Below are 24,781 nucleotides of genomic sequence, written 5' to 3'. Positions count from 1 at the left end.
AGCATTCCCGGCCGGAGGGATGTGTCGGCTCGATCGCATATACTTCCGAAGCGATCAAGATGGAGGTGAGTCGCATGCAGACAGAATCTTTGGCGACAATCCGGAAGCGTGCCACGCAGGCAGCTGCTCAGGTCCTCAACGAACACTGGGCTGACGAATTCGGCGAAATCGACCTTCCTGTTGATGCAACTGTAATTGCGGAACGCATCGGTGCTCGAGTCTTCGCCGCCGACCTTTCGGGCCATGATGAACTATCTGGCTTTGTCTACATCCCGCCAGGCAAGGAACGACCAGAGATAACGATCAACTCCTCAGAGCACATACATCGTCGGCGCTTCACGTGTGCGCACGAGATCGGACACATCCTCGACCCTCGAATCGATAAAAACACCGAGCACGGGTTTATGGATCATCGGGACTCTCTTTCCAGCGCGGGCACTGATCCACGAGAAGTTTTCGCTAATGCTTTTGCTGCAACACTGCTCATGCCAAGTGATGAGATTGAGTGGCTTGCTGAGGAGCTCGATTTGTATGGGCTGGCCAAGAAGTTTCGCGTGTCCACGGACGCGATGAGCAATCGACTCGCTACTTTGGGGATCCGCTGCCGTGGCTAGCGCACCATTGCATTCAGTTGATCCCAGTGATAAGGCGGGCGGGGAGGGTGTTGACGATGTCAAGGCAGTAAAGCAACTCCGAAGCCGCGTTCCTCGTCAGCCTGTCGATTCTGATTCCGAGGGTGGAGGCCGCGAGGAGCAACTTCATGCGCTGGCTGGCAGCGTGCCAGGCGTCGGTGCCTTGAATGGGGTACGCCATGTCACTCCGTTCTTGGGCTTTGCACAGTCCTATGCCAACGTGCTTTACCCCTCCTTGAAGTCAGAGCCCCGGCGTTTAGCAAAATATGCGGAGGAGCACCGCTTCTTGTTCGGCTTTTTTGGTTTATTAGACTTTGTTCTCCAGCTGTGCTTAATCGTTGCTGTCCTAGTAGGGCCGGCAGTGGTCGTTTATAACGGTGTGAAGACAACGCTCGGACTGTGAGCGACTTCTGCTTTGCCTTACGATCCTTCGCTCGCCATGCCGGCGATTTTGGCGGTGGTGAGCCCTTTGCCTGTACATCTTGTCCGTGTCGGGGTCGACCAGCCAGATCCGGCCGTCGTGACGGATGACCAAGGGAGTACCTGACGGGCCGAGCCGGACCTGGACGTCGTTGGTCTGTGTGGGGGCTTCGTGGATGATGGTCATGATTTCGTTCTTTCGTGGTGCTCACGTGCGAGTGCGGTCGTGCGGGGTGCGGTTAGGCGGCTTTGACGAGGGGGAGTTCGTCCCAGTGGGTGGTGTAGCGGGGGGAGAGCATGTCCCGTTGCATGGTCCAGTCCGGCCCGCCGCGGATCCCGGCGTGTCCGAGTCCGATGGAGCCGCGGCCGTACTTTTTGGTGACGCCTTCGAGGAGGGTTCCGACGCGGCGTTCCTCGTGCGGGTTCTCGAACATGGACAGGGGTGCTTGGTTGCCTGTGGGCCGCAGGTCGGTGACCATGATCCCGGCCCGCGCGTAGACACGGGGCAGGAGCGCGTGGGCGGCCTTGGTCAGGATCACGGGGTCCGCGGTGGGCATCGGCAGGGGGACGCAGACGGAGGGGTAGGAGGTGTCGTTGGGTTTGAAGTGGGAGGTGCCGGCGAACGCGGTGAGGACTTTGGCCAGCCGGGCGGAGGCCTGCTGCCCGTACACGCTCATGACCTGGCGGATCCCGGCGGTGGTGGTGATGGGGGTGGCGAAGGAGCGGGAGAAGATCAGCTGGTCCCGGCCGATCCGTTCTTCTTCCATCGGGATGCAGGGGGTGCCCTGCAGTTCCAGGACGGTGCGCATCATGACCACGGAGAACCGGTCCCGAATCATCACCGGATCCGCCCGGGACAGGTCAAGGATCGAAAAAATACCCATCACGTTCAGCCGTTTCGTCAACCGTGTGGCGACGCCCCAGATCTCGATGACCGAGAGCCGGCCCAGGAGCCCTTCGCGTTCCTGGGCCGGGATGGAGTCCCAGTGGCAGACCCCGCCGAAGCCGGGGTTGTTCTTCGCCCATTTGTTGGCCAGTTTCGCAAGGGTCTTGGTGGCTGCGATCCCGACGCAGACCGGGACGCCGACGTTCCGACGGACAGCGGCTTTCATGGACCGGCCGAGGGCCAGGAGTTCGTCCGGGGCGCCCTTGACGCCGAGGAAGGCCTCGTCGATGCTGTAGACCTCCAGCCAGGCCGAGTAGCGGCCCAGCAGTTCTACTGGTATGGATGAGTATTCGATGGTGCACTATCGAGCGCCGTATGCGGAGGCCTGCGCGACGCCATCCAGAATCCAGGGTCGTTGGGTCCGACGCATGTTGCGAAGGGCTGGCCAAAGCGTCCTAGGCAACTGGTAATCGTAAACTGGTAGCCTCCGCCAGCAGGGAATTAGCATGTGTTTCCTGAGCTCTTTGACCGGGCATACGCCTACGTCTCGGAGAATTACTGAGCCCTGGCGTATTTGGTGTGTTCCGAGCTCACGTACCCGGTAACCTGCGTCCGGTCGCCAAGTACTCTGATCGTAGTGACTTCTTAACGGTCCCGCCGTATTCGCCCTCGGATCAGTCTTGCCGTATCAAAGATAAGTTGACCCAGCTCACCGAAGCGCTCAGGCAATTCAATCGGTGGGAGTGACGCGCATTTGCTTCATGTCGAGTCGCAACACGAGGTATCTGGGGACGTAGCGTCGCACCAATATGACAAGTGTGATGGGAACGAGTCTCCCGGCCATTGGCGGAACCTGCCGGCGATAAGCTCCTAGGTGCAGGGTAATGAGATGTGGAGGAGGGCTCGCTCGCCTTCGGTGATGGTTTGAGGCATAAGGGTCCTGGCGCTGGGCATGCCATCTGTGGGCAGTGTTGCTTTCCCTCTGTAAAAGCTGCGGAGCAAGAATTCAACGAATTGGTACGGTGTGACAGCAGATGTAGCGGCAATGCGGCAATGAGGGTACTGGCCCAACGTCAGGTGACTGACAGGGTGCAGTACGTCCTTGACGACGTCAGCCGAGTCGTCGTAGTCGAATCTCAGAGGCACAGTCACGGCGCGAGCGTCGATTACGTCGCCGTAGAGTTCGTCGTGCAGGTAAAGTTCGGGATCCTCTTGGAATGTTGTGAGTATCGGCGAGGGGAGGAAACGCAGTTCGCTCTTGGCAAGCGTGTCCGCGTCTTTAAACATGAACCTAAACTGTACGAGCGCACCGTCGAGGAATTTCATGTCGTAGGCACGTGACCCCTTCAGCCGATCGTAGAGTTCACCGTACGGGATCTTCTCTTGCATTCGAGGGGCATCAGCCCAGTAGCCTGCTTCCAAAAGAACGAATCCGTTTACTCCTGAACGGCGCGCAACTGCGTTTTGGTCGTCAACGAGCCCCTTGCCGACCAAGAACGCGGTCACGTCTTCGATTTCCCTTTTGAGAAGCTCGACGGCGGACTTTCTCTTATTCATGACGCAGGAGTGCCTCAAGGCGAGCCAGCGTGGCAGGATCGAGGTCTTCCCTGTAAAAGGAGCCGGATTCCAGGTCCCTGACGAGGCGATCAAGCGAAGTGTCGTGGCCCCGAACCTTCTTCTGTACCTCGGGTGGTACTTCCCTATGGAGGATCTGCATTGTGGTTCGCTCCTCCGCTGTTGGGTAGACGAAATCCAACGCAAAGGCGGACGCTTTGATTGTGTTGAACTCCTCCACAAGTTCACGCATTTCGGGGCCGACGCCCGTCACTCGCACCCACCCCTTGCTTCGCGTTATGGCGGTGAAAAGGCGGTTGCGGGTTCGGGCTTGGTTCTGTTTGGAAGTAAAATCCTCGTGGGCATTTGCGACATAGATCATCGCTGCCTCATTGCCCTTGGCCCGGTATATTCCGGTAAAGGTCACACTTCGTTCATCTGGTTTGAAGAAGATATCGGCACCAACATCCACCCCGGCGATATGGCTCTGAATATCACGGCTCATCAATGCCTTTCGCACAGGGCCGAGATTCGTGCGGGTTGTAAACGGGTTCGGGTTGATCACGATAATGTCATTGGCGACCAGCTCGTCTTCGATCAAGTTGCGCTGAATCTCATTCGCAATCCATTCGTTCTGTTCGCCCACCGAATCAAAGACTTCAAATGTCAGCAGATCACTCGTCGGGGAATGTTCCTCCAAGAATTTTGGACTCGAGTCGGCGTCACGCTCAAGTCGGACATGCCGGCCGTCCGAGAGCTCGCCCTGACTAACTCGGTAGCCAACGTCTGTCCAGAGATCTTTTTGTTCAAAGATCTGAACGATTCCCGTGGACGCAGGCGGCGAAGGCTTCTTATAGATACCGAACCCCAGGGCATGCGCAGTGACCAGGACGGGCCGGGAATTGCGATAGCACTTCTCAAGGATGATGTCCCGGCGGCGGCCTTCCTTGCCGCTGAAATCGACACTGGGTTGCCCTGCGCTCGTCACCCCAAAGATCTCTTCGGCTGGGGGGAGGCCCTTGCCATTGAGTGTTTGCAGTTCGTCGTAGGCGTAGACCAAGCGCTTCTTGTCACGGAGCATGTCGTAACACATGCGAAGAAATGCGGGCGGGAGATCCTGGGCTTCGTCCACAAGGATGGCGTCGTACATTGGCTTGGACGCTTGAGCCTCGCCGAGTGCGAGCTCGCAGACGCCACCCAGGGCGTCGTGTGCACCGAACATGGCCTTGCCTGCGGTGAAGTCGTAGTACGTGGCCCCGTTTTCTACGCAGTACCTGTGGTACATCCCCTCACGGTTGCCCCCTCCGGACGCCCCCCAAGCCTGGACGATGTCCACCATGGACCAGTCCGGTTCATCGCCTGTTTGGTCGATCGTAAAGTTATTGATGAACCTCCGAAACTGGTCTCGAAGGGATCTCGTGTTGAAGGTCACAGCGATTCGCCAGTCCGGGTGCTGAGCGTGCAGGTAGGCGGCTTTGAGCGCCAGCACGACGGTCTTGCCCGAACCTGCCAGCCCACGAATTCGCTGAACGTCGTCTGCCGTTTCGATGACTGCGTGACTTTGGTCGGCGTCCAAAGTGGCGATCGAGTCTTCAAGTCTCTTGAGTATGGCACCTCGAGAATCATCCCGTCGCACAGGCCTGGCGGTGCCCGTGCGCCGGATGCTGGACATACTTTGGAGCGCTGACAATGCGCGTTCATGTACCTCAGGCAAAGGGCTGGCCTTGACCATGCGGGAAAGCACTTCGCTGATGGTGGCCGTATTGGCCACAGGGTAGGCGCTATCCTCAGGCACGTGGGCAACTGCCGGCGCGAACGTGATGGTATGGAGATCTACTTTGAGATTTCGCCGCTCAACAAGCGCCGAATGCGACTTCAGTCGAACCTCGAGCCGGGTGAAAACGTCGTCCTGGCGAGTCTGGTAATCGCCCAGAGAGTTTCCCTCGACGATGTCGAAGGCGACTACACCTGTGCCGGGAGACACATAGACGGCATCAAGGGGGCCTCGCTCTTCGGAGACAGTAGTTACGGGGTACCCAATGGTGAGGTGGCCTCCTTGAGGAGCCGCGGTCGACTCAAAGAATGTAGCCAGTGCCTCGCTGGATACGGGCTTCTTGTTGCTGCCGCGACTGACGACGTTAGGTAGGGAATCCACAGACATGGTTTGAGATTACCTTGCTGGTGACCGGCCGGTTGTCAGCCCATACAGAAGCGACGCCTGCATGACCTTCACTGTCCGCTATCCCTTTGTGACGGCAAGGCCATTGGGTCAGGGCTATGGTTGAGCCTGACCATGCAGGACGACAATAGGCTCACCTCTCGCTGTGCCGCCCAAGCCATCAGGCGCGAGCTCGGGCGTGGCGGTACGGGTTTTGCGTCCGGGTCGTGATCTCGGCACTTGAGGATTCCCGCTGCTCCTATTCTAAGAATCATAAAGAATTTGCCACCGGAGTCTACGGGCGCAGTCGAGCGGGACACCTTGCTCGCCGTCGGGGTTGGTCGTAAATGCTGCTGGCTAGGGTGCGCCTGGACCTTCATACACGTGACCTCGACGCCACGTAGTGTGAGCCTGGCTCAAGCTTGGACTGGCCGAACTGTGAAGGATTAGGTGACAGTCCGCCTTTGGCAAGCCACGTAAGGGCTAACTACCAATGGAACCAACTTAGGCGTGTCGGCCACTTCGATGCCTGCTGCCCTCGTCTAGTTTTCGCCCTCGGTCAGGTGCAAAGTATTTTTTTTGACCCCTTCGTTATCAGAATGAGCACGCCAGCCATAGGACGGGGAGCGCTCAAGGATCCTCCGGAGTCCAGCCATAGTGTCGTCATGGAGTGGTGAAGGGCTCATTTCTAGCACTAGATGGATGGCGTCTTCGATTTGCTGAGGGCTGAGGTGCTCCATCACGTTCACTAGTTCGAGACTCCGATCGCCGTCCGTAAAGCGGGCATTGCGAAGGAACTCCAGCGTCTTTTCGCTGAAATGTCTGGCCCTTAGAGCCCCAACCAAGAGGTCCCGGGCTTCGGCGCTGGTCAGTGTGGCCCGCCACGGTTTGTCCCGGGCCACAGCTTCCTGTGGCGGGCTTTCTAGATCAGGCTCGATTACAGTAGACAACTCGGAAGCCGGGGCTTGCTTGCTGGCTCCACGGCTTCCTGCAATTTTTTTCCATGTCGACTTCAGGGCCGGCCGCCCCTGTTCGCTCCACCACTCCTTGACTATTGGCTCTGCTTTTTTCGCAGCCACATTGAGGAGAAGTTGAACCAGCTCGATGAGCTCCTTCTCTCTCTCAGAGCGTTCATTTCCCATCGCCTTGGAATGTACGTCATTGTTGACGTAGACGTACGCCGGGGCGCCTCTCGAGGAATCTTCCTCGTCGCTGGCGAAAAACTTCGCGTGACCCTTGAGATGGCCTTGGTCATAAAGATTGTGATGGATTCCGCCATCCTTTGATCGCCCGGGAGTCAGCCCCTCGTCGTACTCAAAATATCCAGGAATTCTAGGCATTGATTGCTCCCAACCTGAGCGTGGGTATGGCGGTTACGTCGACCGCGTCCACTCTGCATTCGGGTCGGTGCCCCGAATGCGTGCGCTGTCCTTTGACGTTCTCCATCTGACTATGGTCAGTCATGCATCAACATTACCTGCGGTTTCCGCCACAGTATTGGCGGCTTTGTGGGCATACCGTCACACCTCCAAATACTCGGATAGTACCTGCGGGAATGGCTCAGGGCCTACGCTCTGCAAGTCAACGCCGCTGAGAATCGGCAGACGAAGATCTGATGTGCCGACGCTAGGCTCTCCAGGGCTTGGTGCATCCAAGGTTAGCCTCCGGTATATGGCCCCATCCGCAGAGACGGATAGCTCAACCAATCGCGCTTGGCGACTTTGGACCACCGCGACGCGGCTGCTATCGATAAACCCAGGAGGTCAGCCAAGAGTGCGACTGGCATATCCGAAGCGAGGTCGAGCAAGGCCGCTGAACGGGAATCTCGTACAGGTACCCCAATCCGGGTCACTCGTCTAGCCAGCGCCCCGGAGGTGAGATGTTTCCCGGGCACGCGGCCACGGAAGAGCCACGTGTCCGATTGGTCGGTGTGGGCGGTCGTCGAGCGATTGAACAGGACGGTGGTAGCTTCGCCGAGTTCGTCTGGGAGGCGGATCGGATGGTCCGCGATGGTCAGCAGCACCTCATTTTTCTCGAAAGTGACCGCCGAACGGTGGAGGGAAACGATCCTGGTGGCAGTTTGTCCATAAAGCAGGATAAGTAAACCGCCCACGCGATCGACCGGATCGACGGCAGGGCCGTGCAGAAGTCGACGCGCCAGGCGCCAACGGCCATCTGGGCTCATGACGCTAGCGGGCATCTGCCGCGATCGATGGGACGCAACGGCGTGGCCGAACCCGTTCTTCTTCAGCCACCTTGTGAACTGTGCGAGATTGTCTCGCCGACTTGTGGATTCCGCGATGAAGGCGTCGAGGAATCGCTGAGGCAGAGTGAGCGGGGTGTGCCCAAGTGAGTCGGCGAAGGTGAGGAACGCTTCGCTGTCCCGAAGCTGGCTCCGGAGCCGTTGAAATCTGGCGGTGTAGTTCGTCGGACGGGAGCTGAGCCCGGCCCATGGTTTTGTGGAGAGCCCCCAGCGCGCGTATCGTCGCATGATGAGGCGATTCTCGGGGTTGTTGATCCCTCCCAGCCACTCGCTCACCCAATACTGGAAAAAGGATTCGTCGACGTCGAAGTTGGGTAACGTTCCTGAGGTGATAAGCATGTTGAGCAGGAAGCTGCCTGCCTTCATCCCGCATCGGTTGAATATCGCGCTTGGCTCTAGGGAGAGTTTGCCTTCCGCGACTTCCCGAAGGGCCGCGGCACTGTCTTTGTACTGCCATCGCTCGAGCGAGTCGCCGCGAGCGTTGCCCGCGAGCAGGTAAGCCTCAAGGGACCGTTTCCGCAGCCACCGAGGCGGTCTGGGCCGTGAACCCGCCACCTATGAAGGCGCCGACGAGGGCCGCAACTGCGGGGATGATCGCGCCCGCCAATGCATGTTTTGCAGGCGAGGAGCTGGGTGTATCGGAATGCTTCACCAAATGAGGATAGCGGTGAGGGAGGCCTAACGTAGCAGGTGCACCTTGGTATGTGCTTGAAGGGTATTGGGCCTCCCCAACTTCTCCGCACTACAGGCGTGAGCTGTGCCGAATCTGAACTTTCAGGCCTCTACGTCGCCGAGTCTTTGCATCGCCTGGCGGCCACCGCGGTAAGGACTGCTGCTTGGCGGCCGGTCCGCCGCTGTGAGCAGTTCGGCCACGTTGCACCCCAGAACCCCGGCAATATCCCACAGGCGCTCGTAGGCGACGCTCTTCCGGCCCCACTCGATCCCAATAATCATGTTCCGGCTCAACCCGGATTCCAAGGCGAGCGCTTCCTGAGAGAGAGCCTGCTCGAGTCGCAACTCTCGTATCCGTGCCCCGACCATCGCCCTACGTTCAGCCCACCGGAGTGTCTGCTCCTCGGAGGACTGGTGCGGGCGAGTGGGCATTTATACATGTCAACTGACATTGTCAGTGTTGTCTGCTCTACTAGTGATACATGCATCTTTGGTGCATGCCATCGAGCGAAAGTCAGGTGCGGACCATGGGAGCCCGGCCACCGGATGTCATGATCCGGTCGTACAAGTTCCGCATGTACCCGACCTCGAAGCAGGATGACCTGCTCCGGGTGATGCTGGATGACCATCGGTTCCTCTACAACGCCGCTCTTCAGGAGCGTCGGGACGCGTGGACGCGCTCCCGCGTCGGAATCCGGTTCGTCGACCAGGACGCCCAGCTGAAGCATATCCGGGCGTTCGATCCGGACTATGCGCGCTGGTCTGCCGCCGCAGAGACGCAAACCCTCCGCAGACTGGACAAGGCCTTTCAGGCCTTCTTCCGGCGGGTCAAGGCCGGCGGGAAGCCTCCCGGCTACCCGAGGTTCAAGGGCGCCGGCTACTTCGATACGGTTGACCACCGCAACGGGCTAGGCGCCACGTGGGACTCTCACCCGACGCAGTCTAGGGTCTATTTCAAGGGTGTCGGCCACGTCAAGGTCAGACAGCACCGCGCGGTCGTGGCCAGGCGGATAACCAGGATTGCCGTCAAGCGCGAGGGTCGGCACTGGTATGTGGTGCTGGCAGCAGAGCAGGACGTCCCGGCGCCGCTGCCGAAGACTGGCGCCGCGGTCGGCATCGACCTCGCCATTGGGGCCAACGGGCTGGCCTATACCTCCCTGGGGGAACGGATCGGGAACCCCGCCTACGGCAAGGCTTCCCGGGTCCGTCTGGCTGCTGCCCAGCAGGCGTGGTCCCGCACCAAGCTGGGATCCAGCCGTCGGCGCAAGGCCCGGGAGAGGGCTGCCGGTGTGCACCGGAAGATTCACAACCAGCGGCGAGACTACCTTCATAAGGTGGCACGCCGTCTCGTGGCGGTCTACGACGTCATTGTGGCGGAGAGGCTCACAATCGCCGGCATGACTCGGCGGGCGGCGCCCCGGCCCGACGGCGCCGGGGGTTACGAACTGAATGGGGGTAGCGCAAAGACGGGACTCAACCGATCCATACTTGATGCAGGCTGGGGTATGTTCCTGGAAATGATACGTGCCAAGGCTGAAAGCGCCGGGCGGGAATTCATCCAGGTCGAGCCGGCCTACAGCTCCCAGACCTGCCGTAAGTGCGGGCACACAGAGTCGGCCAACCGGAACGGCAAGGATTTCCTCTGCCTTTCGTGCGGGCATCGGGACGACGCCGATATTAACGCGGCGATCAATATACTCAGGGCCGGGCTGGCCCTTCGGGACACGGCGCAAGCCGCGCCACGAGAAGCCTTCTTGTCCTAGGTCAGTCACCTCGGGGAGATTTCGGTGTGTGTGTGAGTGAGACGGAGGAGGGAGGAAGGAGGAGTAGCAGATTTGCAGCGTGCGTCGTCGGCACTGACGTAGACGACCCGTTGAGGACCCGAAGCGCCGGGCGGGGCGGCGAGGGCCGAACGCTGGAAGTCGTAGCCACCGCTAAATCGACGATATGGGCTTCCATGCGGACCACTGACTTCGCCGCGCACAGCACTCACGCTACACGCGACGGATGTGCGGCATTCCTGACCGCTGAGCCGGAGAATTCGGCACAACAAGGAAGCGGCCGGACTCGGCGTCCGGGTCAACCTCTTAGTCCGACGCCAGACACCCGCGTCTCTTGCGAACCATGGTGTGTCGAACCCTGTCGCACCTGCGTCTCCCGCCGCGTCGCCACTTCACCTGCGTCTCTTGTCACCAGTAGCATGTCAGTGATCCACCTACTTCTCGCCCAAGTTCAGGGCTCGCGGATGCATTCACTGCCGCCTCTTGTCCATGCGATCTCGGGTCCTCGTGCGTCAGCCACGCCAGATGGCAGGCCGCCTTTTGCCTTTGCGGCGGGCGCCCATCAGACTCCCGCCGGTTGCCGGCGGCAAAATGCCAATGTGGGATCATGGACGGATCCCGGCCCGGGTGTGCAGAGGCGTTGTCAAGAATTCCAAGGACACGGCCTCCTGTCAGGGTCCTAGGCCATTCACCCCACGGCCAGATATGATGCGGCGCGGCCTCTCGGCTAGCGGGACGTTGTTCCGTCCGGTTCAGCCCAAGTGGAAGTACCGCCCGGAGAAAACCGGCCGAACGTTCGTCCCCTACGTCATCTCACGAGCAAAGACGACCGGCGCTGGGAGGGGGCACATGCGACTGCCGAGTTGCAGGCGTGCCATCCGCCAGAATGGGGAATGAAATTTAGATTGAAACCGGATTCGGCATGTGATCCATTGCGAAGCACAATGACCGACTTACCGCACTCCTTGTCACCTGCTGGACGGTGATGGCGGTGCGGCTGGTGCTCAAGGTGATCGCAGCCTTTCCGGGGGCCGGTACCAAAAGCTTGCGGCGGCTGCCCCCACAGCTGGCGTCGGCTGGCACCTGCTGAGGCGTGAGCGCAAGAAACTGCAAGAGAAGGCGAAGGCGCTCCAGCACACAACGTGGCAGCAGGGGCCGTCCCCCGATTGTGTCGGTCCTTTCTATAACTCCGGGCAATAACCATTACTCCCATGATGAAGCTGCATGCAAGGGATGCGCAGGCCGGACTCCATTACGAGGACCATTGGGTACTCAGTCCGACCCCTGGGGGGGAGACCCCAAACCAATAACTTCGCCTGCCCGGTCGTCATAGCTGGTACGGTGCCGTACGGGTATACGATTAAATATGATTTATTATGCCATAGTGTCTGCCGGGGCGCCGGACGCCCCGGCGGCATCTGGCCCAATCCTCTACTTATCTGGCGGCCCTCAAGGCCGACGGGACGGGCAGGAACTGCATTTGATCTGACAAAGTCCGCGACACTTGACGTGTCGAGGACGGTTCGACACCTCGCATACTAAGTTGCCCAATGAGGGCAACAGTGAAGTATTGAGCCAGCAGAGCGGTGGTCGCCTAAGCGACCCCACAGCCATCTGGTCTTTCGTGTGATTGGTCCAGGAAGATTCTGGCATCAGGGCGCACCGGGCCGCAGCGCCCTGATGCCCGGAACGGCCATAAGGCTCGCAAGCCTCCCGGCTTAGCGCTCGCCTTATTCAGAGTGCGGTTTTCAGAACGAGGGCCTATGCCGGCCGTCGCGCCAAGGCGGCAACACCCAAGACCCGTCGTCAAGTGCTTCCCACCAGGCAATTTCCTCCGACGACCAAATATGCCACCCATCCATCGGATCTCCGTACACGTCTTCATCGTCCGGAAAATAGGTCCCTGGAATACGGAGCGTGTGGATGGAGCTGTCGTTCCACCTCTCCTTACTCGTCAGAAGACCGGCGTCGCGAGCCTTGTGCCAGTGTTCCGTGATCGTCGCCACACGCGTCGTCCCGTTGCGGAGACAAAGGGTCGCCCTGTCGACGGTGGTGTGGCGGTTGCCTGCCCCGTCAACCATGCCATGCAAGGTTTTCTTTACACTCGCCTTTAGCGGTGACTGGTCGATCGCCTTGCGGTATACATGGACCGTCCAGGGCTCCCTCGTGAGCTTCGCCGTCGTACGGCGATCCAAGTAGATAGAGCGGATACTTCGTTCTGCCTCCTGGCCTACGGCTGTGGTGTTGAAGGACGTGTCTGCCATAGAATCTCCAATTGATGAATCGGCGGTCGGCTCAGGGGCCGCCGGTGGACGGGTCGGGAAGGAAGAGGGGATGCGCCAGTACGGCGCGTGGACTCGGCAAGGAAAGTGGCGCCACTGTTGGCGGCTGAGGCAAAACATCGGGGAGGGACCGAAGGCCGATTTCCGGCCATACTCTGATCCCAGCTACTGCAAAGAGGGGTCCGGTGAAGGTAATTAAAGACATGATCCGGCCTGTCCGACCCGGCAGGAGGATGAACGATTCCATCGGCGTTCCTGCGAACGGACCGGTTCCACTCGGACGCTTCGCTACTGTTCAACACGCCGACCCCAGGGCGAATTTTTTGACACTGTCAGGCGATGGTAAACGCGCGGTGCCGTGCGCCATCCCCGTTGTCAGAAATTCCCCACCCAGGGCCGCTAGTGGCCCACTCCGAACCGGAGCGAGGAGGCGAACTTGGCCTCCCGACGCGGAGAGTTGGACCGCCACCTCCCCGGCTCGGCGACAGGGAAGCTATCAACGAGCGACTGGCACTGATGGCAGGGCGGATTGACGCGGGAAAACCCCACCTGGTGGCCCCAGCCCGCTTGTGCTGCGCATGGGCGGCACAGTCCGAGACGCTCATAGTGGCGTTTAGTGGCATCAAAGGTCCTCGCCTGTCGAAGCGTTTCAGCTCTATCCTTCCTGGGCCGGGACATGGATTTGATCACAGATTCCCCTTTTGGTGTTCTTGCGCGGATGGCTGTAAATAACAGCGGTCATCGCAACGGATCGTTGAGTTACGCGGAGCTTGCTCCGCCCTTCGGGCTGCGTGGCGCTCCGCTTGCCTTGACAGCCGAATTGCTGATGGTGGTCTTACCGTGACGGCCCTGCCCCAAGGCAGGGACCATAACGTCCATTACCGTGATGACCCTGCCCAAGCAGGGGGTCATCCGACGATCCTCAATGTGACTGGTCCAGGCATGATGCACCGGGGTCGTTGTATAGAGGTAGTTCCATAAAGGTAGAACTCCTTGGGGTCGTTCTACCTGAGGTAGTTAACGGTGAGGTAGTTAGGGACAGGGTTTTTGGTGGTACCCGGGGACGAAATTTCCGGAGTAGGGGTACCCGTGCTATTCACGGATACCCCACCCGGATTTGGGCGGCTGGGAGGGCGCCTTTTGGCGAGGTAGCTACCTGACAGTTATCCAGGAGCTAGGCGGTCCCAAGCAGTCGCTTTATTCGTTCCGGTCCGCGTTGTCCTCCGGCGGGGACAGCAGATCCAAGGAGGTTTCGGTGTCGAGGTTAATGATCATGTCGTCCGTGACCGGGATGGTAATCGTGTAGAGAATCGAGTTGTTGTGGCGGACGTGCTTGTGCAGGTAGCCCGCCGCCTCAGCACGCTTCGTATGCTGAGAAACCGTTGGGCCAGACAATCCGACGGCTTTGGCGAGTGTCGCCACGGTGGGGTATGCCTCGCCCGTCTTGGTGTTCGCGAAGCTTGCAAGCGCCCAGCAGGTGGCCTTAGTACCGGAGGACAGCTCAGATTTGGCAACGGCCGTCAAGTACTGCAACGGCTGGCAGGGCACCCCGGGAACGGAAACCATCACTGCCCCTCTCCCGGAAGCGTGAGCCGCCACCCTTCGGTGTGGGCCCATCCAGTGCCCAGGCAGCGCTCCAGATAACCGGCACACTGAAGTTCCGAAATGCTGGTGAGTACCGCCGGATTCCTCCTGTCGCGTCCGAGCGAGGCGTTCAACTTCTGCCAGTTGGTGGGTGCTACGCGCCCCAGGCCAAGGGAGTCTGCAATGGCAGTTGCCACCAGGCAAGTCCCAGTGCTCAGTGCCATCTCATCGGTAACGGCCTGCAGCCAGTGGTCCCGGTATGTGTTGGTTGCGGTGGTCACAGAGCATCAACCCTTACAGGGTTGGAGAGGAGCCACGTGACAAAGTGGTTACCCAGAGGGGCGATCATCCGGCCCTGCGCGGGAAGTTCGCGCCGGCTGCGCAGTTCGCGCGTTGTACTGCATGTGTACATATTTTCCTTATTTGTTGACGCCGACAGGCATTCGGCGGGAGATGGAATCGAAGGCCACACGGCCATGGGGGTTACCCCACTGATCGAGAGGTCGCCTTTACCGGGAGCGGGTGCGGGGCGCCCCGGCGGGGCGGCCGCCTGAAGCGATCACGAAGTAGCGCGCTGCTGGCGCGCCCAGCTGATGACGTCGTCGCGGAGGTAGCGACACTGCGATCCAAACTTATGGAAGCGGGGCCCGATGGCCCGACCGGACTGAGCCAGCCACTTTTCGGAGACATTCAGATACGCGGCTGTCTGGCGCCTCGTGAGATACGGGGACGTGGCGTTATCCAGACGCTGCAAGCTTCCGTGGGGGTTGATGTCCAAGGGACTCCTTTGAATATAAACACGGTTGTCTTGCCAAGCACTCTGTGTTGGCAATAAATACAGCATAGCTGGCAACGGACATGTGTCAAGCACGTTTATATTGGCAGGCTTATTGTGTTACCGTTTCTCCCATGACCGCAGTGCAGCTTCCCGATCTTGCCCCCAACGTTGAATACCGCGGCCCTAAAGAAGGCCCGGCTGTGGAGGAATACACGGTTGGCGAGTATGAGGTGACAGCCCTGTGGGCGCGATACCTCGTCCATGGATTCGAGGTAAGTATTGGCTGGGAGGTTGGCCACCCGATGGGGCATTTCCGGGAACCAAACAAACTGAGCATTGAGTTCGACGAGTTCGAACACGGGACAAGCGGAATCCAATCCCAGGACTCGCTGGAGGGCATCACAACATCTTTGCTGCGATCCATCCCAATGGCACATGCGCGCGCCCTCTTGCGCGAGCACCACGAACAGCTTTCAGTAGCTGACCTCCGCCGTGATATCACGCCCTTCCCCTCCCGGGTGGAAACTGACCGCGACTACACACATATTGCCGCCGCATATGTCGCTCTCGGGAAAGTGTCCGTCGAACCCATCAAGAGGCTTGCGGAATGGAGCGGTGAAAGCATCGACACCTGGTCCGCGCGGCTGCGGCGCGCCAGAGCCAAGGGAATCTTGGAAGGCAAGGGACGCCAAGGCCGGATAGCTCCGGGTTTTTTGAGCATGAAGGACGAAATCTGGTCAAGTATGCGCGCGCGGAAGGACAAACCCGATGGCCATTAACAAGCTCTCCAGCGGAACCAAGCGGTGGCAGGTCGACTGGACAACGGCCGACGGCAATCGCCGTCGCAAGCGATTCGTCACGAAGCGGGAGGCTGAAGACTTCTGGCACACCACCGTTCGGTCGGTTCAAGGCGGAACCTACATTGATCCCCGTGCAGCTACAAAGCTGACTGTCGCCAAGCTCTATGAAGACTGGATCGCGAGGATCACGTCCATGGGTGCTAACGGCCGGAAACCGGCCAGCCCGAAGACAGCGGATAATTACAGGCGTTGCTATGAGAACTACGTGGCTCCTCGGTGGGGACAGACACCCATCAGCAAAGTAAGATACGACGACGTTGCGGCCTGGATTGTCACGTTGAGGGGCCGCGACGGCCAGCCAGCGGGGATGACCACCCGGCGCGAGGTTGCGTTGTACTTCGGCAGATTGATGGGACACGCAGTCAAGAAGCGGCTGCTGGCGGCCAATCCCGCCAAGGATCCGCTCGGCCAGACTGATTACGTTCCCGCGCGCGTGACCCAGCGGGACCACGTTTATCTGACCATGCCCCAACTGACGGCGCTGGCCAATGCCTGCGGCGAGTTTGAACTTTTTGTCATGGTGGCGGGAACGTGCGGGCTCCGCTGGGGTGAGATTACCGCGCTGACCTATGAAGACGTCGATCTGGGTGACAAACCTGCAATGGCGGTCAGCAAGGCCTATTCCGAGGTCGGAGGCCACCTCGTTCTTGGCCCGACCAAAGGTGGCGAGAGCAGGGTGGTGCCACTGCCGGCATTGGTTGCCCAACGCCTCAAGAGAAGCTCCAGCACTTCAAGTGCATCCACCCGAGTTTTCAGCGGTGCACGCGGGACCGTGCTGCGCAACAGCACGTGGACGCGCCGCCACTACTCCCCCGCCATCGCAGACATGCGGGCAGCGGCTTCCAATTTCCCGCGGCCAACGTTCCACGACCTCCGTCATACTGCCGTGAGCCTGGCCGTCAGTTCCGGGGCCAACATCAAAGTGATTCAGCGGATTGCCGGACATGCCAGCGCCACAATGACGTTGGATACGTACGCGGGCCTGTTTGACCACGATCTCCACGACAGTGCGGGGCGTTTGAACACCGCCCTTGCACAGTTGGGCTGGAAATAGCCGTCACTTTTTCGTCACCCAGTGTCGTCTCTTCCCATGTGGGACACGGCGAAACATGCTCCCTCGTAATGAAAAGGTCATCAGTTCGATTCTGATAGGAAGCTCGGGATAAACCCCCTAGAAACCAAGGTTTTTAGGGGGTTTTTCGCTGGTTAAGCAGGGAAGCCGCTTACCGCCCAGGCGTGCCCTCGTGGAGGACCTGCCGGGCGGGAATCGCACGCGAAGCCCACGCAGCTCGCGCGAACGCGCAGTTTTAGGGCACCGCTAGCCGCACCGGCGAAGCTTCCACCGGCCCGCCGCACTGGGCTGAGCCGCCCACCCGCTTCCAGTCCAGGTCGACGTCCGTCTCGGCAATGACCTCGCCTGCGGCAGACAGCGCTTTCGCGGTCACATGGTCAGGGAAGCTCATATTGACCTGGAACCGCCAGGTATCGGCATCGATCCGTTCAGCGTAAAACGGGGCAATGGCCGGCTGAGCTTCCGGTGTAAGAGAAGCCTCGGCATCCAGCGGTGTTGTCACGACAATACGCGGCACTGCTGTCCCGGGCTCCGGTCGCAACTCCGAGCACGCGCCATCAGCACACAGCTGCACTGTGCCTACCCGCGAGACATCACCCGACAATTCGACTGTGACGAAGTTGACCCACCCCATGGCCGGACAGACGTTCGAGCAGCCCCCCACCGGAATACAAACGGCCAAGATCAGAACCGCCAGCCGGACAATGAGCCCCCACACTCTCCTCATGCGGCCAGTCTAGGCTGTTAGGCTTCCCGGCCTCGTCCAGCCGCGCCACCTATGATGGCGTGCATGGATGACAAGGCGCTGGCGGCTATCGCATTCGAACTGTATGCCCTGCCCTTCGAGGAATTTGTGGCTGCCCGGACGGCCGCAGCCAAAGCCTCCGCCGGTTCCGGGAAGGAGCTCCCGGCAGCCGTCAAGGCCTTGCCAAAACCATCAGTGGCGGCCTGGGCCGTCAACATGCTGGCCAGCCATGAGCCAGGAGTCCTCGCGCAGCTTGCCGAGCTCGGCCAAAGGATGCGAGGGGCCCAGGCATCCCTCGACGCCGCCGCACTGAGGGAACTGTCACGTGAGCGCCGCACCCTGCTGGGGATCGCCGTCGCCACCGCCGGCGCCGTTGCCGAGCGCCAGGGGCGCACCATCAGCGCAACAATCGCGGCCGACGTCGGGCGGACCCTGCAGGCGATGACGGCCGACGAAGGGGCCACCGCCGCCGTCCAAAGTGGACTGCTGGTCCAGGCTCTGTCCGCCGACGGCGTGGACACCGTCGAACTTGACGGGGCCGTGGCTCTTCCGGGCGCAGTGCCGGCGCCGGAACGCGGCGCCCGCAGGCCCGCGGACCAGCCACGGCTTAAGGCCGTCCGGGAGACTCCGCGTCCGGTGTCCCCCTCCGCCTTGGAGAAAGCCAGCGCTGCCCTGGCCGAGGCCCAGGCTGCCGAGGATGAGTCCGCCGGGCTGGCCGCGGACCGGCGGCGGCAGCTGGCGGATACGGAGGCGGAAGTTTCGGACCTGACCCGCGAAACACATGAGCTGCGAGACAAACTCAGAGCTGCGGAAGAGCAGCTCGATAGTGCCAGGAAGAGTCTGGGCACGGCCGCAGCCGAGGCCAGGCAAGCGGCGCGGGCAGCAGATAAGGCCAAGCGTTCAGCCATGCTCGCGCAGGAGCGGGTGCTCCGCCTTGGCAACACGCGGGACTGATGAACGGTTATTGTCAGACCCCGGTCGCAGACTGGATTTATGGAAAACCAACTTGCACAGGAATTTCACGTCACGTACTTCGACGCTGATTGCGGCCGGATCATCAGTGAAGGCTTCGATTCCCTTGAGGAAGCCGAGCATTTCGCCAGCCGGAACTGCGGCAGCGAGGAATCCTGGGCTGTCATCGACGCTGTTGCCGTCAGGCAGGCCAGGATCGCCGCCTGACTGTTAGCCGGAAAGGCTCTCGGGCTGGCCACTGGCGGCGGCATCCTCGGCGAGCCGGCGTTCAGCGTCGGCCACCTGCTCAAACACCGATTCCGCGCGGCGGCGCACCGAAGCCGCCCCTACCGGGACGGGACCGACGGCGAGCCGTAACATAGCGGCAGCCTCGGCTGTGGTGGCCAGCGAATTGCCCGCCTTCGACAGCGACCGGTGTACACCTGCCAAGTCCCCGGGAATGTCCAGGCCTTCGCTGGGCGACTTCCGCTGGGCCTCGACGCAAACAACACGGACGCGTTCCATAAGCCCCGCCAGCTCGTTGGCTACTTCCACGAGTTCTGCGTAAAGCTGCTCGTCTTCGACACCTTCGAGGACCTGGTGATAGCGGTCCAGGCCCCGGTGGAAGCGATCATGGGCGCGGCGCCAAAGGCCCTTTCCCAGCTCAGTATCGTCCTTGCGCCCCTGGCGGGCGGCAGAAAAGAATCCCACGCAGGAACCTAGAGGTACTGGCCGGGACCGTGGTCCGGGTCCTCTGGCTGCCCGGACGGTACCGGACCGGAACGCTGGCCTGCGGCGGCCCGTTGAGGCTCGCCGTTCTCCCCGATAACCACACCAGGGGCGATCATGGTGCCCGGCGGAAGCTGCCTCAGGTGCAGCTGCGCGGCGGCCTGCTCCCGTGCCGCGTGCTGGGCCGCGATAGCCGTCTGAATGCCATGGAAGAGGCCCTCCAGCCACCCCACCAGCTGCGCCTGGGCGATCCGAAGCTCGGCGTCGGACGGCGTGGCGTTCTCCGGGAAGGGCAGGCTGATCCGTTCCAGCTCTTCAACAAGTTCCGGCGCCAGGCCGTCCTCCAACTCCTTGATGGAACGCTCGTGGATTTCGGCCAGGCGTTCGCGAGCGGCGTCGTCCAGCGGAGCTGACTTCACCTCCGCCAGGAGCTGGCGGATCATGGTGCCGATCCGCATGACTTTCGCGGGCTCGTCTACGAGGTCCTGCAGGTTGCTGCCTTTGGCCTTGCCGCTTGCCGCCGGGTCGGTACTGACCGGGCCAGGCGCATCGGCGCCGGCTCCCGCCGGGCTGGCCGCGGCGGGCATGGCCGGTTCGCCGTTGTCGAGGGTCCTGCCCTCAACGGGGACATCAGCAGGCTGAGTGTCTGTGGGATCGCTCATGCGTTCATACTCTCACGAGCGGACGACGCGCAGCCCAGTCGATGAAGCCGGCCAGCCGGTGAAGGCTGGCCGGCCGTCAACATCAGCAGCACCTGCCCTGCGGGTTGGAGTCCTGTCGGTCGGTCCGGTCGCGCCAGAACTCGCGTTCGGTCATCGGGGCTTCCGCGTGGCCGGAAGCGTTGTGGTGCTCCAAGTACTTCGTGTACGCATCGGCGCCCATGATCCCCTTGAAGTACGTGGCGAACCCACGGAAACCAACGGCACCCGCACCCATCAGTGGTGTCCCGCCTTACCCAGCCGCTGATCGGCCGGCAGCTCGTCCCATTTCGCCATCAGTTCCCGTTCAGACGGCGTCGGGATGAGTCCGGCGGGAGCAAAGACACGGGATGCCCTCGGACGGTCCTCGTTGTCCACCATGGGCATACCTGCCGAGTGGTCGCGGAAGGCCTTGATAGTGGCCAGGATCGCGGCGACGATCACGATCAGGCTGAGCACCACAAACACAATGGACAGGATGCCCTGGATCATGGTGTTGCGGACCACTGCTTCCATGGCCGCCTGGGTCTTGGCGGAGCCGAAGGAGGTCTTGCCGTCCGCCAGCGCCTTGCTGAACGCGGCATTGTTGGCGAAGTAGCCCACCGCGGGTGTGGTGGCGAAGATCTTTTGGAAGCTGGCCGTAATGGTCACGACCGCAGCGAACGCCAACGGTACAACGATGATCCACAGATACTTGAACGAGCCCCGCTTGGCCGCGATGGCCATGCACACCGACAGCGCGATGGCTGCGAGCAACTGGTTCGAAATGCCGAACAGCGGCAGGAGCGTGTTGATGCCGCCGAGGGGGTCGGTGACGCCCATCATCAGCACAGCACCCCAGGCCGCCACCATGACCGCGGTAGTGAGCCAGGCGCCGATCCGCCAAGAGTGTTCCTTGAACTTCGGGATGACGTTGCCGATCGAGTCCTGCAGCATGAACCGCGCAACGCGGGTGCCGGCGTCTACGGCGGTCAGGATGAAGAGTGCCTCGAACATGATGGCGAAGTGGTACCAGAAGGCCATCATGGCAGGTCCGCCAATGAACTGCTGCATGATGTGCGCCAGGCCGACAGCGAGGGTCGGGGCGCCGCCGGAACGGGAGATGATGCTCTGCTCGCCCACGTCCTTCGCGGTCTGCGCCAGCATGTCCGGGGTGAGGTTCACACCGGAGAGCCCCAGCGAGTTGACCCAAACGGCCGCCGTTTCCACGGTGCCGCCGGTCAGGGCCGCGGGGGCGTTCATCGCGAAGTAAATGCCGCGGTCGATCGACAGCGCCGCTACGAGGGCCATGATCGCAACAAAGGACTCCATCAGCATGCCGCCGTAACCGATAAACCGAGTCTGGCGTTCCTTCTCGATGAGTTTGGGCGTCGTACCGGAAGCGATGAGTGCGTGGAAGCCGGACAGTGCGCCACAGGCGATCGTTACGAACAGGAACGGGAAGAGTGCGCCCGAGAAGACCGGACCATTGTCCCGGCTGGCGAACTCGCTGAAGGCCGGGACGTTGATTTCCGGGCGCACCACGATGATGGCGACGGCAAGCATACCGATGACGCCGATCTTCATGAAGGTGGAAAGGTAGTCGCGCGGGGCCAGCAGCAGCCACACGGGCAGGATCGCGGCGATGAAGCCGTAGATGATCAGGCCCCAGGCGATGGTGACCTTGTCCAGGTGGAACATCGCGGCGCCCCATTCGGTACCGGCGACGGCGCCGCCACCGATGATGGCGGCCATCAGCAGGACGAAGCCGATGAGGGAGACCTCCATGACTTTGCCAGGACGCAGGTAGCGCAGGTACACGCCCATAAAGAGGGCAATCGGGATGGTCGTGCCGACGGAGAAGACACCCCACGGGCTTTCGCCCAGGGCGTTGACCACAACGAGGGCCAGGATTGCAACGATGATGACCATGATGAGCAGCGTGGCAACCAGGGCCGCGGTGCCGCCGATGACGCCGAGTTCCTCGCGGGCCATCTGGCCCAGGGAACGTCCGCCGCGACGCATGGAGAAGAACATCACCAGGTAGTCCTGGACGGCGCCGGCGAAGACGACGCCGAGGATGATCCACATGGTGCCGGGCAGGTACCCCATCTGGGCGGCGATGACCGGGCCGACGAGCGGGCCGGCGCCGGCGATGGCAGCGAAGTGGTGGCCGAACAGCACGTTGCGGTCGGTGCGGACGTAGTCCTTGCCGTCAGCCTTGTATTCCGCGGGCGTGGCACGGCGGTCATCCGGCTTGGTGATGAGGCGTTCGATCACCTTGGAATAGAAGCGGTAGGCGATCAGATAGGTACAGACCGAGGCAAAGACGAACCAGATCGCGTTGACGGTCTCGCCACGGACGATCGCCAGCATGAACCAGGCGACGCCACCGAGCAGCGCGATGGCTGACCACAGTGCGATCTTGGCCGGAGTCCATTTCCTGTCTTCGGCCTCGCTGACGGCCGCATCCACGGCCGTTGGCGGAAGCTTCGGATCTGCGGTCAGCGGCCCGCCTCCTTGCGCTGCACTTACCGCGTCGTCAGGCCTGCTGACCATGTCTCCTCCTTGAGATTCTGTGCTTCGGTGGGTTGCTCAAAGGCACCCTACCAACGCCACGCAAACGTGGAAATGGCATTGTGCGCGCACCGAGTGCCATTTGCGGTGAACGGCGGGCTGCAGGCGCCGGGTGGCGCAAAAGCCCCCGTACAGGGTTACCTGGACGGGGGCTTCAATGTCTGCTCGCACGGGGGAGCAGTGGCTACGCGTGTGAGTATGTAAGGCAGTCCGCGTTGTCAGCGCCCGGGCCAACATGGACCTCCGGGGCATTGCACATCAGGTGGTCATTGTGGACGCACTCGGAGCGCTGGCATGCTCCAACATCCGCAAGGACCTTGGGCAGCCCGCCGTGCGTCCCGGTGTCGATGAACGTGGCGCAGCTGGCGTGGTCTTTACTCCCGCCAACCGTGATGGCCTGGGCCGTACAGCCTTCATGGTCATTAAACGAGCAACGGGTAACACTGCAATCGGCAACATGGGTTGTCATAAGAGGTCCCTCCGTACTTCGGCTGTCCGGGAGGGACAGCGCCCTAGGCCCCACGGTAGGCCCGCTGGGGCCAATCAAAAAGACCCAATTCTGTGACCTAATTACAGGCCCTGCCCAACTCCACGGCCCAACCCAGATGTGCGGCTCCCCCCGCACTCCTCCATTGCCGCGGCAGACCGCTCAGGTCCCCACCTCCCGGCGGGACACCGGAAGCCTCGCCCACGTAAACAGCCAAGCCAGGGCCGCACCGGTGAGCGGCACCGCGATCAGCAGCGCCATGAGCATGGGCCGGAACCGCGCCTGGGTGGCGCCGGTATTGCACGCGCTCGGCTGCGGTCTCCTGGCCTCATGGGGCACCAGCATCACGGCCGCGCCGGCATCCGCACGCCCGCGGAGCACTTCCATCACGCCGTGGCCGGTAGTGGAATCCAGAGCTCCCGTGGGTTCGTCGGCCAGGATCAGCCGGCGGTCGCCCACGATGGCCCGCGCGATGGCCACCCTCTGCTGCTGGCCGCCGGACATCTGGTCCATAAAGCGGTCCGCGAGTTCCGGGATTCCCACCTGCCGCAGCGCATCCAACGCCTGGCGTTGCGCCTTCCGGGTGGCCGTCCCGTCCAGCTCCAGCGGCAGCGCCACGTTTTCAGCCGCGGTCAGGGTGGGGACAAAGTTGAAGTCCTGGAAGACGTAGCCGACGGCGCGGCGGCGCAACCGGGCGAGCTCGTTCAGTCCCAGCCCGCCCAGTGGCGTGGACTCCACAAAGACACCGCCCGACGTCGGCCGGTCAAGTCCCCCGGCCAGCGCCAGAAGGGAGGATTTCCCGGAACCTGACGGGCCCATCACGGCGACGAACTCGCCGGCGCTGATACTGAGGTCAACCTCGCGCAACGCGGCGACCGCCGTCGCGCCTTCACCGAACGTCCTGCTGACCTTGGCGAGTTCCAGGACCTGCTGCGGCCCCTGGACGCTCATCGGCGGTTGTCCGCGATGAGCGGGGAAGCCTCTTCCACAGTGACCCCGTTGGACGATTTACGTGGTGCTGCGTGGCCTGCGGTCTGCGCCTGCTGCAGCATCCGGGCCTCGCATAGGTCCAGCCAGCGGACTTCCGCTTCCGTCTGGAAGATCAGCGAGTCCACCACCAGCAGCCAGGCGGTATCCGCCGCCCGCTGGTTGGCGGCCGTGTCACGTCGGGCCTTGGTGTAGTCCTGCAGCGCCCGGATGGACGCCACCCGCTGGGCCTGGATGATGGACTGCACATCGACGCCGGGCAGCGTGACCGCGAGCGACAGTTTGATGGCCAGCTCGTTCCGGGGCGGGTTGTTGCGCTCGACGGGGGCGGCAAGCCAGTTCTGCACTTCCGCCTTGCCCGCGGGGGTGATGCTGTAGACCACGTGGCCTACGCCGTCACTGCCGTCATTGCTGACCAGTCCGTCGCGTTCCAGCCTGTCCAGCGTCGTGTACACCTGCCCGATGTTCAGGGGCCAGGTGGACCCGGTGCGGTTTTCGAACTCAACCCTGAGCTGGTAGCCGTAACGCGGCTGGTCCTGCAGCAGGGCGAGGAGGCTGTGACGGATGGACATGATGCTCCTAGCGGGGGCGTGAGCGTCGGTGTGCACGGACCCTCAAGACCCGGGCATACCGCGTATAGAGTGAGGCTAACCGAGTCCGCCGCACATAGCAATACTCAGTATCTT

Annotated in this window: 25 protein-coding genes and 1 pseudogene; 7 read left to right on the top strand and 19 right to left on the bottom strand. The window is 61.6% G+C overall.

Annotation, left to right across the window (positions count from 1 at the left end; translation table 11 throughout):
• Positions 1-74 precede the first annotated feature (74 nt).
• Both QK290_RS07330 and QK290_RS07325 read left to right on the top strand, forming a co-directional pair.
• Positions 75-614, top strand: coding sequence for an ImmA/IrrE family metallo-endopeptidase (locus tag QK290_RS07330; RefSeq protein ID WP_282330017.1), 540 nt, complete (start codon positions 75-77; stop codon positions 612-614).
• Positions 607-1,035 carry a hypothetical protein gene (locus QK290_RS07325; RefSeq protein WP_282330016.1) on the top strand — a complete coding sequence of 143 codons (429 nt, stop codon included), beginning with the start codon at positions 607-609 and terminating at the stop codon, positions 1,033-1,035. Before QK290_RS07330 ends, QK290_RS07325 begins: the two co-directional genes overlap by 8 nt.
• Before the next feature lie 256 nt (positions 1,036-1,291).
• Here the strand turns inward: QK290_RS07325 and QK290_RS07320 are convergent.
• The 6 genes and pseudogenes from QK290_RS07320 to QK290_RS07295 form a co-directional block, all read right to left on the bottom strand.
• Positions 1,292-2,272, bottom strand: a pseudogene (locus tag QK290_RS07320) (DUF4113 domain-containing protein); the annotation flags it as partial.
• A gap of 536 nt (positions 2,273-2,808) precedes the next feature.
• A complete protein-coding gene (locus tag QK290_RS07315) occupies positions 2,809-3,495 on the bottom strand; it encodes a DUF2290 domain-containing protein (RefSeq protein ID WP_282330015.1) in 687 nt (228 codons plus the stop codon).
• Positions 3,488-5,653, bottom strand: coding sequence for an ATP-binding domain-containing protein (locus QK290_RS07310; protein WP_282330014.1), 2,166 nt, complete (start codon positions 5,651-5,653; stop codon positions 3,488-3,490). The genes QK290_RS07315 and QK290_RS07310 overlap by 8 nt, the downstream gene beginning before the upstream one ends.
• Positions 5,654-6,192: 539 nt before the next feature.
• Positions 6,193-6,990, bottom strand: a complete 798-nt coding sequence (locus QK290_RS07305) for a hypothetical protein (protein ID WP_282330013.1) — start codon at positions 6,988-6,990, stop codon at positions 6,193-6,195.
• Positions 6,991-7,307: 317 nt separating this feature from the next.
• The gene (locus QK290_RS07300; protein ID WP_282330012.1) at positions 7,308-8,279 is read right to left on the bottom strand and encodes a hypothetical protein; all 972 of its coding nucleotides are present in this window, start codon (positions 8,277-8,279) and stop codon (positions 7,308-7,310) included.
• Positions 8,280-8,687: 408 nt separating this feature from the next.
• Complete coding sequence (locus QK290_RS07295) at positions 8,688-8,930, bottom strand: helix-turn-helix transcriptional regulator (protein WP_348994446.1); 243 nt, start codon at positions 8,928-8,930, stop codon at positions 8,688-8,690.
• Positions 8,931-9,112: 182 nt separating this feature from the next.
• Between QK290_RS07295 and QK290_RS07290 the strand changes: the two genes are divergently transcribed.
• A complete protein-coding gene (locus QK290_RS07290; protein WP_282330011.1) occupies positions 9,113-10,348 on the top strand; it encodes a transposase in 1,236 nt (411 codons plus the stop codon).
• Between the two features lie 1,766 nt (positions 10,349-12,114).
• Here the strand turns inward: QK290_RS07290 and QK290_RS07285 are convergent.
• The 5 genes from QK290_RS07285 to QK290_RS07265 form a co-directional block, all read right to left on the bottom strand.
• Positions 12,115-12,630, bottom strand: a complete 516-nt coding sequence (locus tag QK290_RS07285) for a hypothetical protein (RefSeq protein ID WP_282330010.1) — start codon at positions 12,628-12,630, stop codon at positions 12,115-12,117.
• A gap of 777 nt (positions 12,631-13,407) precedes the next feature.
• Positions 13,408-13,560 carry a hypothetical protein gene (locus QK290_RS07280; protein ID WP_282330009.1) on the bottom strand — a complete coding sequence of 51 codons (153 nt, stop codon included), beginning with the start codon at positions 13,558-13,560 and terminating at the stop codon, positions 13,408-13,410.
• Between the two features lie 285 nt (positions 13,561-13,845).
• The gene (locus tag QK290_RS07275) at positions 13,846-14,214 is read right to left on the bottom strand and encodes a helix-turn-helix domain-containing protein (protein WP_282330008.1); all 369 of its coding nucleotides are present in this window, start codon (positions 14,212-14,214) and stop codon (positions 13,846-13,848) included.
• Positions 14,214-14,513 carry a hypothetical protein gene (locus tag QK290_RS07270; protein WP_282330007.1) on the bottom strand — a complete coding sequence of 100 codons (300 nt, stop codon included), beginning with the start codon at positions 14,511-14,513 and terminating at the stop codon, positions 14,214-14,216. Before QK290_RS07270 ends, QK290_RS07275 begins: the two co-directional genes overlap by 1 nt.
• Positions 14,510-14,644, bottom strand: a complete 135-nt coding sequence (locus QK290_RS07265) for a hypothetical protein (protein WP_282330006.1) — start codon at positions 14,642-14,644, stop codon at positions 14,510-14,512. The genes QK290_RS07270 and QK290_RS07265 overlap by 4 nt, the downstream gene beginning before the upstream one ends.
• 497 nt (positions 14,645-15,141) lie before the next feature.
• Between QK290_RS07265 and QK290_RS07260 the strand changes: the two genes are divergently transcribed.
• Together QK290_RS07260 and QK290_RS07255 are read left to right on the top strand one after the other, a co-directional pair.
• On the top strand, positions 15,142-15,789 hold the full coding sequence (locus tag QK290_RS07260) for a hypothetical protein (protein WP_282330005.1): 648 nt from the start codon (positions 15,142-15,144) through the stop codon (positions 15,787-15,789).
• Positions 15,779-16,924 carry a site-specific integrase gene (locus tag QK290_RS07255; RefSeq protein WP_282330004.1) on the top strand — a complete coding sequence of 382 codons (1,146 nt, stop codon included), beginning with the start codon at positions 15,779-15,781 and terminating at the stop codon, positions 16,922-16,924. Before QK290_RS07260 ends, QK290_RS07255 begins: the two co-directional genes overlap by 11 nt.
• 253 nt (positions 16,925-17,177) lie before the next feature.
• Here the strand turns inward: QK290_RS07255 and QK290_RS07250 are convergent, their stop codons facing one another.
• The gene (locus QK290_RS07250; protein ID WP_282330003.1) at positions 17,178-17,444 is read right to left on the bottom strand and encodes a hypothetical protein; all 267 of its coding nucleotides are present in this window, start codon (positions 17,442-17,444) and stop codon (positions 17,178-17,180) included.
• A 288-nt stretch (positions 17,445-17,732) separates the two neighbouring features.
• Here QK290_RS07250 and QK290_RS07245 point away from each other — a divergent pair, with 288 nt between their 5' ends.
• Positions 17,733-18,641: a hypothetical protein gene (locus tag QK290_RS07245; protein ID WP_282330002.1), complete on the top strand. Its 909-nt coding sequence runs from the start codon at positions 17,733-17,735 to the stop codon at positions 18,639-18,641.
• Positions 18,642-18,680: 39 nt separating this feature from the next.
• On the top strand, positions 18,681-18,866 hold the full coding sequence (locus QK290_RS07240; protein WP_282330001.1) for a hypothetical protein: 186 nt from the start codon (positions 18,681-18,683) through the stop codon (positions 18,864-18,866).
• Positions 18,867-18,869: 3 nt separating this feature from the next.
• On the opposite strand, the gene QK290_RS07235 is transcribed toward QK290_RS07240, so the two are convergent.
• The 7 genes from QK290_RS07235 to QK290_RS07205 form a co-directional block, all read right to left on the bottom strand.
• Positions 18,870-19,349: a hypothetical protein gene (locus QK290_RS07235; protein ID WP_282330000.1), complete on the bottom strand. Its 480-nt coding sequence runs from the start codon at positions 19,347-19,349 to the stop codon at positions 18,870-18,872.
• An 8-nt stretch (positions 19,350-19,357) separates the two neighbouring features.
• Entirely contained in the window at positions 19,358-20,029 is a 672-nt protein-coding gene (locus tag QK290_RS07230; protein WP_282329999.1) for a bacterial proteasome activator family protein, read from the bottom strand.
• Between the two features lie 82 nt (positions 20,030-20,111).
• Positions 20,112-20,303, bottom strand: coding sequence for a YbdD/YjiX family protein (locus tag QK290_RS07225; protein WP_282329998.1), 192 nt, complete (start codon positions 20,301-20,303; stop codon positions 20,112-20,114).
• Positions 20,303-22,603, bottom strand: a complete 2,301-nt coding sequence (locus QK290_RS07220; protein WP_282329997.1) for a carbon starvation CstA family protein — start codon at positions 22,601-22,603, stop codon at positions 20,303-20,305. Before QK290_RS07220 ends, QK290_RS07225 begins: the two co-directional genes overlap by 1 nt.
• A 202-nt stretch (positions 22,604-22,805) precedes the next feature.
• Positions 22,806-23,090 (bottom strand): DUF1540 domain-containing protein, encoded by a 285-nt coding sequence (locus QK290_RS07215; protein ID WP_282329996.1) that lies wholly within the window; start codon positions 23,088-23,090, stop codon positions 22,806-22,808.
• 180 nt (positions 23,091-23,270) lie between these two features.
• On the bottom strand, positions 23,271-24,059 hold the full coding sequence (locus QK290_RS07210; RefSeq protein ID WP_282329995.1) for an ABC transporter ATP-binding protein: 789 nt from the start codon (positions 24,057-24,059) through the stop codon (positions 23,271-23,273).
• Positions 24,056-24,667, bottom strand: a complete 612-nt coding sequence (locus tag QK290_RS07205; protein WP_282329994.1) for a PadR family transcriptional regulator — start codon at positions 24,665-24,667, stop codon at positions 24,056-24,058. The genes QK290_RS07210 and QK290_RS07205 overlap by 4 nt, the downstream gene beginning before the upstream one ends.
• Positions 24,668-24,781: the final 114 nt, after the last annotated feature.

The sequence above is a fragment of the Pseudarthrobacter sp. AL07 genome, from assembly GCF_029960665.1.
Classification (GTDB): Bacteria; Actinomycetota; Actinomycetes; order Actinomycetales; family Micrococcaceae; genus Arthrobacter.
This window is presented reverse-complemented; position numbering and strand designations above follow the sequence as displayed.